The following is a 12,808-nucleotide window of genomic DNA, read 5'->3' as shown; positions in this document are numbered from 1 at the left end:
CTCTTTCTCCCCGTTTTACGGGGAGAAATGCCCGGCAGGGCAATGAGGGGCAGCGCCGGGCTTCTGAGATTTTCCTTGAGGCGGACGACCGCGTCGCCAGCGTGTCGCTATGATCGCCAACGTTGGCGCCGCCCCTCATCCGCCCTTCGGGCACCTTCTCCCGTGGAACGGGGAGAAGGAACAGGGCGTCACTCCTTCGCGAATTCGGCCGGGTCGAAGTCGTATTGGGTCGAGCAGAACTCGCAGGCGACATGGATGCCGCCCTCTTCGGTCGATTCCTTGATCTCCTCAGCCGAAAAGCCTTCGAGAATGCCGCGGATCTTGTCGCGCGAGCAGGAGCACTGGTCGGCGACAGGGACGCCGCGGAAAACGCGCACGCCATGTTCGTGGAACAGCCGGTAGAGCAATCGCTCGGCGCCCACCGTCGGGTCGATCAGCTCGGTCGGCTCGATGGTGCCGAGCAGCGCCAGCAACTCCTGCCAGGAATTGTCGGCCGGATGGTCCGCGACGTCACGCGGATCGCCGTCGCCGCCGGAAATATCGGGAACGCGCATGCGCTCCGGCGATTGCGGCAGGAATTGCGCCAGAATGCCACCGGCGCGCCACTGCTCGCGCGCGCCGGCCGGGCCGGGCGTGACCAGCTTGGCGACCGACATCTTGATATCGGTCGGGATCTGCTCCGACTGCCGGAAATAGGTGCGCGCGGCGTCCTCCAGCGAGGTGCCGTCGAGCTGGACGATGCCTTGGTAGCGCTGCGTATGCGCGCCCTGGTCGATCGTCAAGGCCAAGACGCCGTCGCCGAGCAGCGCCTGCTGCGAGGTCTCGCCGGCGGCGGTTAGCGCCTGCAGCCGGTCGGCATCGAAGCGCGCATAGGCGCGCAGCGCATGCGGCGTGGTGAAATCGGCCACCAGCATGTCGACCGGACCGTCGGTGCGGGTCTGCAGAATAAACTTGCCTTCGAACTTCAGCGAAGTGCCGAGCAGCACGGTGAGCACGCAGGCTTCCGCCAGCAGGCGGGCGACGGGCTCAGGGTAATCGTGGCGGCTCAGAATAGCGTCGAGCATCGGCCCGAGCTGCACGGTGCGGCCGCGCACATCGAGCGGCGCGACCTCATAAGGCACGACATGATCGTCGCCGGCGAAGCCGAATTCACCGAGTTGGGGTTTATGCTCAGCCAAGGTCTGGGTTTCCAACATGACAATACTCCGGGGCGCAGCCATGCCGCCCGGTGAGCCGCATGCGTCGAAGCGCGTTCAATTTACGTGATGGCCAGCAAATAGGCATCACATGTCCCCAGATCAAGTTGAGCCCGATCGGGCCGGAAGCGATCAGGTCCAGCCCTTCTCACGCGCCCAGACACCAGGCCAGCACAGCCTTCTGGGCGTGCAGCCGGTTCTCGGCCTCGTCGAAGACCACCGAATGCGGCCCGTCGATCACCTCATCGGTGACCTCCTCGCCGCGATGCGCCGGCAGGCAGTGCATGAACAATGCATCGGGCTTGGCCTTTGCCATCAGCGCCGCATTGACCTGATAGGGCAGGAAGACGTTGTGGCCGCGGGCGCGATGCTCCTGGCCCATGGAGACCCAGCTGTCGGTGACGACGCAGTCGGCCTTGTCGACGGCTTCCTCGGCGGACCTGGAAAACCGAACCTTGCCGCCATTGGCCTTCGACCAGTCGACATATTTCTCGAAAGGCTCGCTGCCTTCCGGCACCGCGACATTGAGGTTGAAGCTAAAGCGCGCCGAGGCCTCCAGGAGCGAATGCAGCACATTGTTGCCGTCGCCGGTCCAGGCGAAAGTCTTGCCGGACACCGGACCGCGATGCTCCTCAAAGGTCATGATGTCGGCCATGAGCTGGCAGGGATGCGTGTCGTCGGTCAGCCCGTTGATGACCGGAACGGTGGCGTTCTCGGTGAGCTCCAGCAGCCGGTCGTGCGAGGTGGTGCGGATCATGATGGCGTCGACATAGCGCGACAGCACTTTCGCCGTGTCGGCGATCGTCTCCGAACGGCCGAGCTGCATCTCGGTGCCGGTCAGCATGATGGTCTCGCCGCCGAGCTGGCGCATGCCGACATCGAAGGACACGCGCGTGCGCGTCGACGGCTTATCGAAGATCATGGCCAGCACCTTGCCATCGAGCGGTTTTGAACGCTCACCCGCCTTGAGCCTGGTCTTTCGCGCCACCGCGTCGTCCAGCATGATGCGCAGGTCGCCCGCGGAAACGGCGGACAGATCGGTGAAGTGGCGAACACTCATCGGCAGGTTCCAGAAATTATTTGGCGGCTTCGGCGGCAATCGCGTCGGTCAGACCCTTGGCGCCGCCGCGAATGCGCTCCAGCGCATCGCCGATCTCCTCGTCGGTAACGGTGAGCGGCGGCAGGAGGCGGATGACGTTGTCGCCCGCCGGCACGGCAAGCAGGTGCTGGTCGCGCAGCGCCATGTTCACCTTGGCGTTGGGCATGGCGCATTTCAGGCCGAGCATAAGGCCGGTTCCCCTGATGCCCTCGATGACGTCGGGGAATTCATCGGCCACCGCCGCAAGGCCCTGCTTCAGAAGCAGCGCCTTGCGCTGCACGTCCTCAAGGAAGCCGTCGGCCAGCACCACGTCGAGCACGGCGTTGCCGACGGCCATCGCGAGCGGATTGCCGCCGAAGGTGGTGCCGTGCACGCCGGCCGTCATGCCGGTCGCCGCCTCGTCGGTGGCAAGGCAGGCGCCCATCGGGAAGCCGCCGCCGATGCCCTTGGCGATCGCCATCAGATCGGGCGTGACGCCTGACCATTCATGCGCGAACAGCTTGCCGGTGCGACCGATGCCGCACTGGACCTCGTCGAAGATCAAAAGCAGGCCGTGCTTGTCGCAGAGTTGCCGCAACCGCTTCAGCGATTGCGTCGGCACCGGGCGTATGCCGCCCTCGCCTTGAACCGGCTCGATCAGGATCGCCGCGGTCTCCGGCGTGATCGCCTTTTCAGCGGCGTCGATGTCGTCGAAAGCCACCTGGTCGAATCCCTCGACCTTCGGGCCGAAGCCTTCGAGATATTTGTACTGGCCGCCGGCGGCGATCGTCGCCAGCGTGCGGCCGTGAAAGGCACCCTCGAAGGTGATGATGCGGAAACGCTCGGGACGGCCCTTGACGAATTGATAGCGCCTGGCCGTCTTGATGGCGCATTCCAGCGCCTCGGCACCGGAATTGGTGAAGAACACCTTGTCTGCAAAGGTCGCCTCAGTCAGCCGCTCGCCCAGCCGGCGCTGTTCCGGGATCTCATAGAGGTTGGAGACGTGCCACAGCTTGGCAGCCTGCTCGGTGAGCGCCGCGACCAGATGCGGATGGCCGTGGCCCAGCGAATTCACCGCAATGCCGCCGGCGAAGTCGAGATATCGCTCGCCCTTGTCGGTGACCAGCCAGGTCCCCTCCCCGCGGTCGAAAGCCAGGGGTGCGCGAGCAAAGGTCTCGTAAAGCGCCGAACCGCTCATTATATGCGTCTCCGGAACCGGAAATCAAAAAAGCCGCCAATGCGGCGGCCTTTGCGGCTTATCATGGTTTTCGGCCATGAAGTCAACGAAAACGTCACGCACAAGCGCGTGGCAAGCCCCTGACGCCACGCCGGCTCATAAGTAGGCCGGCAAGTTGGGGAAAACCGAAAAAACCGAATCATGTTGCCCTGGGGACTCTTGTCACCGAGTCAGCGCATAAGGTATTTGTAGTCGAGAAATAACTAGATTTCGTGCGGCGGACCTAATCACCCGGTATATGTGGTGTTGTTTGCCCGGCGAGAGCCGGGGGCGGGAAAGGATTCTGACTGCCGCACGCCTCAGCAGGAGCGCGGTCTCATGAACTGGACTGACGAGCGAGTCGAACTTCTCAGGAAATTGTGGTCGGAGGGTCTGAGCGCCAGCCAGATCGCCGCACAGCTCGGCGGGGTGAGCCGCAACGCCGTCATCGGCAAGGTGCATCGCCTGAAGCTGTCGGGCCGCGGCCGCGCAACGGCCGCTCCGGCGCGCCAGAAGAAGGCGACGCAAGGCGCCTCGATGCAGAAATCGGTGACCCGCGCCGCAAGTGCCACGCGTCACGTGACCACCACCATCGGCGCCACCGCGCTGCAGGTGCAGTTCGACGCCGAGCCCGTCGCCCGCCACTATATCCGACCGGTCGAGAACGTGGTCGTGCCGATCTCGCGGCATCTGCAGCTCGTCGAGCTGACCGAACGCACCTGCAAATGGCCGAACGGCGATCCGCTGTCGGAAGACTTCAACTTCTGCGGCAACGACGCCGCCGAAACGGGACCCTATTGCAAGTATCATTCCCGGGTGGCGTTCCAGCCGGCCGGGGAGCGGCGCAGGGCGCGCTGAGCGAATAGCGAATAGCGAATAGCGAATAGAACTGGATTGAGTTTCGCGAAAAGGGCAACTTATTTCCCCTACTCGCTACTCCCTATTCGCTACTCGCTCCCTACTCCCCTACTCCCTCCCCTTCACAGCCATCCATTCTTCTTGAACCGCCAGTACAGGAACGCGCAGATGAGCGCGATCGCCACCAAGACGGCCGGATATCCGTATTCCATCTTCAGTTCCGGCATGTCGGAGAAGTTCATGCCGTAGATGCCGGCGAAGGCCGTGGGCACCGCCAGGATGGCGGCCCATGAGGCGAGCTTCTTGGATATTGCGGTTTCCTGGCTCTGCCCGACCAGCAGACTGGCTTCGAAGGCGAAGGCCAGAACCTCGCGCAGGGAGTCGATCTTTTCCTGCACGGTGCGGATGTGGTCGGTCACGTCGCGAAACAGCGGATGCATGGCGGCATGTATCTGTGGCAGGTCGGCGCTGGTCAGCCGACGGCAGACCTCGACCAGCGGCAGCGCCGCATTGCGCAGCCGCAGCAGATCGCGGCGCAGCATGTAAAGCCGCTCGATATCGGAACCGGTCATCGGCTTCAGAAGCACCTTGTCCTCAATCGCCTCGACCTCGTCCTCGATCTGCTCCAGCACCGGCATGTAGTTGTCGACGATGAAATCGAGAATGGCGTAGAGGACGAAATCCTCGCCTTTGGCGAGCGAATGCGGGCAGCTCTCCCAGTGCTGGCGCACGGCGGCGTAAGAGGTCGACGGGCCGTGCCGGACGCTGACGATGTAGCCGGCGCCGACGAACAGATGCGTCTCGCCGAAAGTGACACGGCCATCGATCAATTGCGCGGTGCGGGCAACGATGAAGAGGGCGTCGCCATATTGCTCGATCTTGGGGCGCGCATGCGGATGCTCGGCATCCTCGATCGCCAAATCATGCAGGTGGAATTGCGCCTGCACCCGGAGCAACAGGTTGCGATCGGGCTCGAGCAGGCCGATCCAGACGACATGGCCGGGTTTTGCCGCCCATTCGCCGGCCTGTTCGATGGCGATGTCGGCGATGCGCTTGCCGCCCGAATAGACGCTGGATGCAATGATGCCCGACGTTGGGGCCGGGGTCAGGTTTCGAACTTGTTCCATCGCAAACCTCCCGAGACGCGACTGACAAAATCGCTGTCCCTGGAGGAGCTTATCCTAAATCAGGAAGCCATTCGAGAGGCGGCGGTTCACTTAGCCGGCACCGTGCCGGAAAGCACGACCTTGTCGGTCCTGTCGCCCTTCGGCCGGTCGGTCGGCATCTGGTCGCCTGTGACGATGTAATAGATCGTCTCGGCGATATTGGTCGCGTGGTCGCCGATGCGCTCGATGTTCTTGGCGCAGAACAGAAGATGCGTGCAGGGTGTGATGTTGCGCGGATCTTCCATCATGTAGGTCAAGAGCTCGCGGAACAGCGAGGTGTACATGGCGTCGATCTGGTCGTCCCGGTCGCGCACGAGGCCAATCCTCTCGACCGAGCGCGAGGCGTAGACGTCGAGCACTTCCTTGAGCTGCGTCAGCGCCAGATTGGCAAGCGCCTCGATACCGCGGAAAAGGCTATTCGGCTGGCGGCCGTCCACCGAGGCCACGCGCTTGGCGACGTTCTTGCCCAAGTCGCCGACACGCTCGATATCGGCCGAGATACGGATCGCGCCGACGATCTCGCGAAGATCCGTCGCCATCGGCTGGCGCCTGGCGATTATGATGATGGCCTTGTCGTCGACCTCGCGCTGTCCTTCGTCGAGGACGAGATCGTCCTGGATGACCTTCTGCGCGAGGCCATGGTCGACATTAACCAGGGCCGCGACCGCCTGTTCGACCATGCGCTCGGCATGGCCGCCCATAGCGGCGATGCGCTTCGACAGGAACTTCAGCTCTTCATCATAGGCACTGGCGATATGAACGGACTGCATGGATATGCCTTCCCGGTTTGTGCCGGCTGGTGCGTTCCCTCAATCCGTCGCTGATACGTGAACCGCATGACAGAAAGAAGAAAATCCCGGTTGGTAACCGATATACGATCAGCGAGCCGGCAAATGAACCGTGAACGCCGCGCCCTTGCCGACTTCCGACTTGATCGACAATCTTGCGTTGTGACGGGTCAATATATGCTTGACGATCGAAAGGCCAAGCCCGGTGCCTTTCTGGGCGCGGCTGTTTTCGACATCGACGCGGTAGAAGCGCTCGGTGATGCGCGGGATGTGTTCTTCGGCAATGCCCGGACCATAATCCCTTATCGTGACGTCGAAGCCCGGCTGCTGGCCATCCTCGCCGCCGGCGACCGATACGGTGACACGCCCGCCTGACTGGCCGTATTTGCAGGCGTTCTCCAGGAGATTCTCGAAAACCTGGAATAGTTCGTCGCGATCGCCGGGAACGACGAGCGGCGCGTTGGCGAACTCCCGCTCGATGACGACGCCGTTCTCACCGGCCAGCGGCCCGAGCGAATCGATGACGCTGTCGATCGTCTGGCGAAGATCGACCTCGGTGCCGGGACCCAGATAGGGCTTCATCTCCAACCGCGACAGCGAGAGCAGATCGTCGATCAGGCGGGCCATGCGGCCGGTCTGGTTCTGCATGATCTGCAGGAACTGGTCGCGCGCCGCCGGATCGTTGCGGGCCGGCCCGCGCAGCGTCTCGATGAAGCCGGCGATCGAGGCAAGCGGCGTGCGCAGCTCATGGCTGGCATTGGCGATGAAGTCGGCTCGCATGCGATCGATACGACGCGTCTCGCTTTGATCCTTGAACACCAGCACGTAAAGGCCGGTGGCATGGCCGACCGTGGACGCGCTGACCCGATATGTGCGTTCCACCGGCAGCTTTTCGGTGTAGTCGACCGCATCGGAAGCGACTTCTCCGGCAAGGATGCTGTCGAGCAGCGCCTGCATCTCCGGGGCGCGGAACTTGAGCGACAGCGACATACCGGGCGCCAGTCCGCCGAAGGCGGCGAAGGCGGCGGCATTGGCGTGAACGATGGTGGCGGAATGGTCGAAGATGATCAGCGGGTCGGCGACCGCGGCGGCCAGATATTCGCCGGAGAGCCTCTGCAGCCCGCTGGCCTCGATCGCTGCCCCCGCATCGGCCGGCTCACGTTCGGCATCTGCGGGCAGCATCGCCGCGGCCGCCAGCACGGCCAGGGCCAGCACGAGCACATAGGCGGATGCGCCGGCGAAAAAATAAACGGCAAGGATCGCGAGAACGCCCGCGCCAAGCAGCCAGCGGTTGCGCGCCAGCCGCCCCGTCAAGGCTCGCCCCTTGTTGTCTTGTCCCGCGCCCGTCTCTGCCATAGGCCCGCGCCACCCCGCATCCCGTTCGACCGGTCAGCCGGCTCGCTGGACCGGCCTGACGCATGGGACCCTGGAAATCAGGATCGATTTTCGCGAAGGTTCATGCGCAAGATCAAAATGCTGCAGCGTCTTTGCGCCCGAGTGCGCGCTGCGCTGCACAGGCTCCATAGCATGAGTCCGCAAACTGGAAAGGTTCGTCCGGATGAAAAATGCCAAGGAAACGGCTGAAGCGGTGCCCGCCACGGCACCGATCAAGATCAAGATCGGCGGCAAGGAGCGAGCGTTCGACATCGACAATCCGGTGCTGCCTGACTGGATCGAGGACAACAAGCTTACCGCCGGCGGTTATCCTTACGACAAGAAGATGAAAAGCGAGGACTACGAAAAGGAGCTCGAAGGGCTGCAGATCGAACTGGTCAAGGCGCAGGCCTGGCTGCAGGCCACCGGCAAGCGGGTGATGGCGCTTTTCGAGGGCAGAGACGCGGCCGGCAAGGGCGGCACGATCTTCGTGCTGCGGCAATATATGAACCCGCGCACGGCCCGCAACGTCGCGCTTCCCAAGCCGACGCCGACCGAGGCGGGGCAATGGTATTACCAGCGCTATGTCGACCATTTCCCGACTTCGGGCGAGTTCGTCACCTTTGACCGCTCCTGGTACAACCGCGCCGGCGTCGAGCCGGTCATGGGGTTCTGCACGCCGGAGCAGCACGAAAAATTCCTGGACGAGACGCCGCATTTCGAGCGGATGATCCGCAACGAAGGCATCCATTTCTTCAAATTCTGGCTGAATATCGGCCGCGAAACGCAGCTCGAACGGTTCCATGACCGCCGTTGGTCGCCGCTGAAGAACTGGAAGTTCTCGCCGATCGACATCGCCGGCGTCGGCAAGTGGGACGACTACACCAGGGCGCGCGACCAGATGATCGAGCACACGCATAAGGAGTTCTCGCCCTGGATCGTCGTACGGGCCAATGACAAGCGACGCGCCCGGCTCGCGGTGATCCAGCGTATCCTGCTTTCCCTGCCTTATGACGGAAGGGACCTCGATGCCGTCGGCAAGCCCGACAAGAAGATCATCGGCGAGGGGCCGGAATTCCTGAAAGACTAGTTGTTGTTCTTCGTCTGGAACCGCTGGCCTGCCCTACCCGCGTGGTAACGCAGTTCCGGACGAGTTACAGCGCCGCGCGCCTTTCGGCTTGCGCGGCGCTGAGGTTTCATGCCGGGCGCTCAGGCGGCCAGGCGAGCAATCCGCTGCAGCCGCTTCAGCGTGGTGTCATCCTGAAGCGCCTGCTGGAACAGCGTGATCTCGTGGTCGATGCGGTCGCACAACACGTCCGTATCTCCCTTGAGCAGGCTGCGCGTCTGCAGCAATGCCGCAACAGGCTTCTTGGCCAGCTGTTTGGCCCTTGCCAGCGTTGCTTCCTCGGCGCTGCCATGCGTCACGATCTCGCCGACCAGGCCGAGCGCCTTGGCGTCTTCGACGCCCAGCGTATCGCCCAGGCAGAAGAAGCGGAACGCACCGGCATAGCCGAGCTTCTGGGGGGCCAAAATGCTGGTCGCCGCGTCCGGCACCAGGCCGAAATCGACGAACGGCACCCTGAAGGTGCTGCCCCTGGAAGCGATCACCATGTCGCAATGGAACAGGATGGTGCAGCCGACGCCGACAGCATCGCCGTCGACGCAGGCAAGGACCGGCTTGGGGAAGGTCGCCAACATGCGGAACATGTCGGTGACGGCGGCGATCAACTCTCGGTGCTTGGTGGCGTCGAGGAACTCCGAGAAGTCGCCGCCAAGGCAGAAGCAGCCGGCAAGGCCGCGCAGCATGACGACGCGGACCTCGTCGTTGACCGCCGCATCGCGCAAGGTCCTGGCAAGGCTCGCATAGGCGTGTCTGTCGAGCACTGGCCGGCCGTCATGCGAGGACACGGTGACGACCAGCGTATGGCCGCGCAGTTCCGGTTCGGGATGGAAACTCATGACCGCCTCCATCACGAAGCCTGCTTGAGGCCGAGCAGACCGGGATAACCCCGGTTCAGCACCGGCAGGTGGTGGTTGCGGCGGGCCCGCACGACATCGAGCGTATGCTCGGTGAAGGTGAGCAGCGTCGCCACGACCTGCTGGTTGCCATAGGTGCGCTGGTAACCGAGCGGCGTCGCCAGGAAGTGCAGTTGCAGGGCGCGCAGCACCCACATCGGCTCGAACTCGATGATGACCTGGTTGACGTTGCGCTTCAGGCCCCATTCGACGAAGCCGGCGATCAGCTCGGTGCCGACGGTCGAGACGCCGCGTTTGCCGTCGCGAAAACCCGGAGCCACCGCGTAGCGGGTCAGTTCCCAGACATTCGGCCCCGAGGGGGACGGTCCTTCGCAGAGATCCGACAGAACGTCCGTCAGAAGATGCGGCCGTGTGGTCGGCAGCATGCGCTGGTAACCAGCCAGTTCGCCGTTGCGGATGACGAGGTGGTGTTCGGCCTCGTCATGATCGAACTGGTCGATCTCGAGCTGGTCCGGACGGTCGAGATCGGTCCAACCCATCTCCTCGACGAAGATCTTGTAGCGCAAGCGATGGACCGCTTCCCAAAGGTCGGGGCGTTCCATCAGTTCCTGAGTGGTAAGGGCAAAAAGCATTAGCCGTCTCCTGGGCTTAAGAGGAAGATACGGCCGTGACGTCCCTTAAAATATTACGCGAATGCGCAGGCAAGAATTTCCAGGTCGGCACGGCCGACCTAGCTAATATAGCCGCGCCTAATCGCCTCCGCGACTGCCTGCACCCGGTTGGCTGCGCCGAGTTTGCTCTTGGCGTTAAGAAGGTGTTTCTCGGAAGTGTGTTCCGAGATGCCGAGGATTTGCGAGATCTCCCATTCGGACTTGCCGACGGCGGCCCATTGCAGGCACTCCCGCTCACGCGCCGTCAATTCTATGTGATCGATGACGTTGTCGGCCTTGGTGTGCAGTTGCATGGCGCGGCCTATCGCATAGGTCGACGCGAGCGATACCATTCCGAATTCCGCATCCGACAATTCAACGGATTCGCCGCCCAGCGAGACCATGACGATCTGGCCGTCGAGCGTGACCAGCGGAAACGCCAGGCCGTCGCGCAGCTTGAACTCGCGGGCGTCGCCCATGACTTCGTCGCTGTTCTTGTCTATCAGGGCGTTCTTGGAAGCGTCCCGCCATTGGAACGGCGCCTGAAGCTGCTTCATGTGGCTGACGACCGGGTCGTGGTCGACATAGTTGCGCGCCACATAGCGCTCAAGCCAATCGCCGGGCCAATCGCAAAGCATCACGTGCTGTTTCTGCCGGCCGCGCGGCGTGCCCGGCTGCGGCACGGTTCCCGCCATCAAGGCGGTCAGGCCGAAGCTCGAGGTGATGCCGAGCAGCCTCTCGCAGACCGCGGCCGCGGTGCCAGCATGCTGCAACTGGTCTATGTATTCCAGAGTTCTGTCGAACAGGCCCATCGCAACATCTACCCCATGTTGCTTCTGCTTTTTCATTACCGACGGTAGATGCCCGAACCCCCCTTCGCCATCAACCCCCGCGTCGCAATCTCCTCAGCAAAACCGGCAGCTTCCCCCTTCCGGCACGCAAGGTCACTTGCAAACGTGCTAAAGCATACGCTTAATTTGGCTGCTTGAAATCAAAAACCGTTGTGCCTGCCCCCCTTTTCATACGAAAAGCCAAGGAACGGGGACAGGTGCGGAGCCATATCGTGATCTTGCGGTGGATATTTCTGGCCCTGATGTCGGTGCTGGCAGGCGCGCTGCCCCTTGCCGGACCGACTCAGGCGGCGGAGCCGCAGGTGCCGGTGCTGTGGGACGCCAAGGAGCGGCTGCCGAAGCCCGATCTCTCCGCGCTGTCGCGGCTCAGATTTCTCACCACCACTGATTTTCCGCCGTTCAACTTCCTCGACGGCGCCGGCCGCCTGTCGGGTTTCCACATCGATCTGGCGCGGGCGATCTGCGCGGAACTGGGCGTCGCCGAAAAATGCCAGGTCCAGGCTTTGCCGTGGAACGAACTGGACGATGCTCTGCAGAAAGGCGAAGGCGAGGCGATCATCGCCGGCATTGCCGCGACGCCGGACAGCCGCGAGAAATACGCCTTCTCGCGCTCCTACATGCAATTCCCGGCGCGCTTCATCATGCCCAAGGCGAAGGCCTTCGCCGAGCCGATCCTCGACAAGCTGCGCAGCAAACGGGTCGGCGTCGTCGCCGGCTCGGCGCATGAGAAAATGCTGCGCGGCTATTTCAACACCGTGCAGGTGGTGACCTTCGACACACCGGAAGACCTCTATGCCGACCTCAAGGCCGGCAAGGTCGACGCCGCCTTCGGCGATGGCATGCGCTTTGCTTTCTGGCTGGGCGGCTCGGACGCAGCCGGCTGCTGCCGCTTCGCCGGCGGTCCGTATCTGGCGCCGGAATATCTGGGCTCGGGCATGGCTATCGCCACCCGCAAGAACGACACCGCGCTTGCCGCCGCCTTCGATTACGCGCTGCAGGAAATCTCGATCAAGGGCACCTTCGCCGAGTTCTACCTGCGCTATTTCCCGGTGAGTTTTTTCTAGCCGGTTATCCAGCAATTCCGAACAGAAGGCTGCGGCGAAGTCGCCGAGCCTAACCGCTCAGACTTTTCCTGGATTGCTTCACGTCAGCGTGCGCAAGCGCGCCTTCGCCGCGCGGGCGATCGCGGCGACGGTCAGCGTGTCGAGGTCGAGCTTGAGGCGGATGAGCTGCAGGACGCGCACTTCCTCCATGCGCATTTCGAGATCGACGGCGGCAACCTCGAAAGCAGCCGCATATGCGGTGTCGCGCAGCCGCTCCGGCAGCGCCTCGGCGACGCGCGCCAGCACGCCTTCCAGCCCGTCCTTCTCATGCAGCGCCTTCTGACACGCCTGTGCCACTGCAACCAGCCTGTCCTGGTTGAAGTCGACGAACACCGGCCAGGAGCGGACGACGTCGCCGATCCGTGCCAGCTCGACATCCGTCATATCGCGATCGGAGGCCGATGTGATGACCATCAGGTGGATCAGGGCTTCGTGCGGCGTCAATGAAGGCATTCAAAACTCCTGAAGGCGCGCATGTCATCTCTCCAAAACCGTGACACACTTTTGGGTGACATGCACTGCATGAATGGGCCTCGAACGTAAGAGCGCTA

The 12,808-nt window shown here is 63.1% G+C and carries 13 protein-coding genes; 3 read left to right on the top strand and 10 right to left on the bottom strand.

The window, feature by feature from the left end; all coding sequences use genetic code 11:
• Positions 1-188 precede the first annotated feature (188 nt).
• The 3 genes from FJW05_RS07010 to FJW05_RS07000 form a co-directional block, all read right to left on the bottom strand.
• On the bottom strand, positions 189-1,220 hold the full coding sequence (locus FJW05_RS07010; protein ID WP_140629551.1) for an Hsp33 family molecular chaperone: 1,032 nt from the start codon (positions 1,218-1,220) through the stop codon (positions 189-191).
• A 124-nt stretch (positions 1,221-1,344) separates the two neighbouring features.
• On the bottom strand, positions 1,345-2,256 hold the full coding sequence (argF, locus tag FJW05_RS07005; RefSeq protein ID WP_140629548.1) for an ornithine carbamoyltransferase: 912 nt from the start codon (positions 2,254-2,256) through the stop codon (positions 1,345-1,347).
• Between the two features lie 16 nt (positions 2,257-2,272).
• Positions 2,273-3,472 (bottom strand): aspartate aminotransferase family protein, encoded by a 1,200-nt coding sequence (locus tag FJW05_RS07000; protein ID WP_140629545.1) that lies wholly within the window; start codon positions 3,470-3,472, stop codon positions 2,273-2,275.
• A 357-nt stretch (positions 3,473-3,829) separates the two neighbouring features.
• Here FJW05_RS07000 and FJW05_RS06995 point away from each other — a divergent pair, with 357 nt between their 5' ends.
• On the top strand, positions 3,830-4,348 hold the full coding sequence (locus FJW05_RS06995; protein WP_095765897.1) for a GcrA family cell cycle regulator: 519 nt from the start codon (positions 3,830-3,832) through the stop codon (positions 4,346-4,348).
• Positions 4,349-4,470: 122 nt separating this feature from the next.
• Here the strand turns inward: FJW05_RS06995 and FJW05_RS06990 are convergent, their stop codons facing one another.
• The 3 genes from FJW05_RS06990 to FJW05_RS06980 form a co-directional block, all read right to left on the bottom strand.
• Positions 4,471-5,475 carry a magnesium and cobalt transport protein CorA gene (locus FJW05_RS06990; protein WP_140542054.1) on the bottom strand — a complete coding sequence of 335 codons (1,005 nt, stop codon included), beginning with the start codon at positions 5,473-5,475 and terminating at the stop codon, positions 4,471-4,473.
• Positions 5,476-5,561: 86 nt separating this feature from the next.
• Positions 5,562-6,284: a phosphate signaling complex protein PhoU gene (phoU, locus tag FJW05_RS06985; protein WP_140542053.1), complete on the bottom strand. Its 723-nt coding sequence runs from the start codon at positions 6,282-6,284 to the stop codon at positions 5,562-5,564.
• Positions 6,285-6,392: 108 nt separating this feature from the next.
• A complete protein-coding gene (locus tag FJW05_RS06980; RefSeq protein WP_140629543.1) occupies positions 6,393-7,658 on the bottom strand; it encodes an ATP-binding protein in 1,266 nt (421 codons plus the stop codon).
• A gap of 202 nt (positions 7,659-7,860) precedes the next feature.
• Here FJW05_RS06980 and ppk2 point away from each other — a divergent pair, with 202 nt between their 5' ends.
• Entirely contained in the window at positions 7,861-8,766 is a 906-nt protein-coding gene (gene ppk2 / locus FJW05_RS06975) for a polyphosphate kinase 2 (RefSeq protein WP_140629540.1), read from the top strand.
• Between the two features lie 119 nt (positions 8,767-8,885).
• On the opposite strand, the gene FJW05_RS06970 is transcribed toward ppk2, so the two are convergent.
• From FJW05_RS06970 to FJW05_RS06960, 3 genes are all read right to left on the bottom strand, one after another.
• Complete coding sequence (locus FJW05_RS06970; RefSeq protein ID WP_140542050.1) at positions 8,886-9,635, bottom strand: enoyl-CoA hydratase-related protein; 750 nt, start codon at positions 9,633-9,635, stop codon at positions 8,886-8,888.
• A gap of 11 nt (positions 9,636-9,646) precedes the next feature.
• Positions 9,647-10,285 (bottom strand): acyl-homoserine-lactone synthase, encoded by a 639-nt coding sequence (locus FJW05_RS06965; protein ID WP_095765902.1) that lies wholly within the window; start codon positions 10,283-10,285, stop codon positions 9,647-9,649.
• 98 nt (positions 10,286-10,383) lie between these two features.
• A complete protein-coding gene (locus FJW05_RS06960; RefSeq protein ID WP_140629538.1) occupies positions 10,384-11,115 on the bottom strand; it encodes a LuxR family transcriptional regulator in 732 nt (243 codons plus the stop codon).
• Positions 11,116-11,396: 281 nt separating this feature from the next.
• Between FJW05_RS06960 and FJW05_RS06955 the strand changes: the two genes are divergently transcribed.
• Positions 11,397-12,218: a transporter substrate-binding domain-containing protein gene (locus FJW05_RS06955; RefSeq protein ID WP_140629768.1), complete on the top strand. Its 822-nt coding sequence runs from the start codon at positions 11,397-11,399 to the stop codon at positions 12,216-12,218.
• A 78-nt stretch (positions 12,219-12,296) separates the two neighbouring features.
• Here FJW05_RS06955 and FJW05_RS06950 read toward each other — a convergent pair whose 3' ends face one another.
• Entirely contained in the window at positions 12,297-12,710 is a 414-nt protein-coding gene (locus FJW05_RS06950) for a tellurite resistance TerB family protein (protein WP_140542047.1), read from the bottom strand.
• Positions 12,711-12,808: the final 98 nt, after the last annotated feature.

Origin of the sequence: Mesorhizobium sp. B2-9-1, from assembly GCF_006439455.1 — a bacterium.
GTDB lineage: Bacteria > Pseudomonadota > Alphaproteobacteria > Rhizobiales > Rhizobiaceae > Mesorhizobium.
Note: the sequence above shows the minus strand (reverse complement) of the source record. Positions and strands in the feature narration are given on the sequence as shown.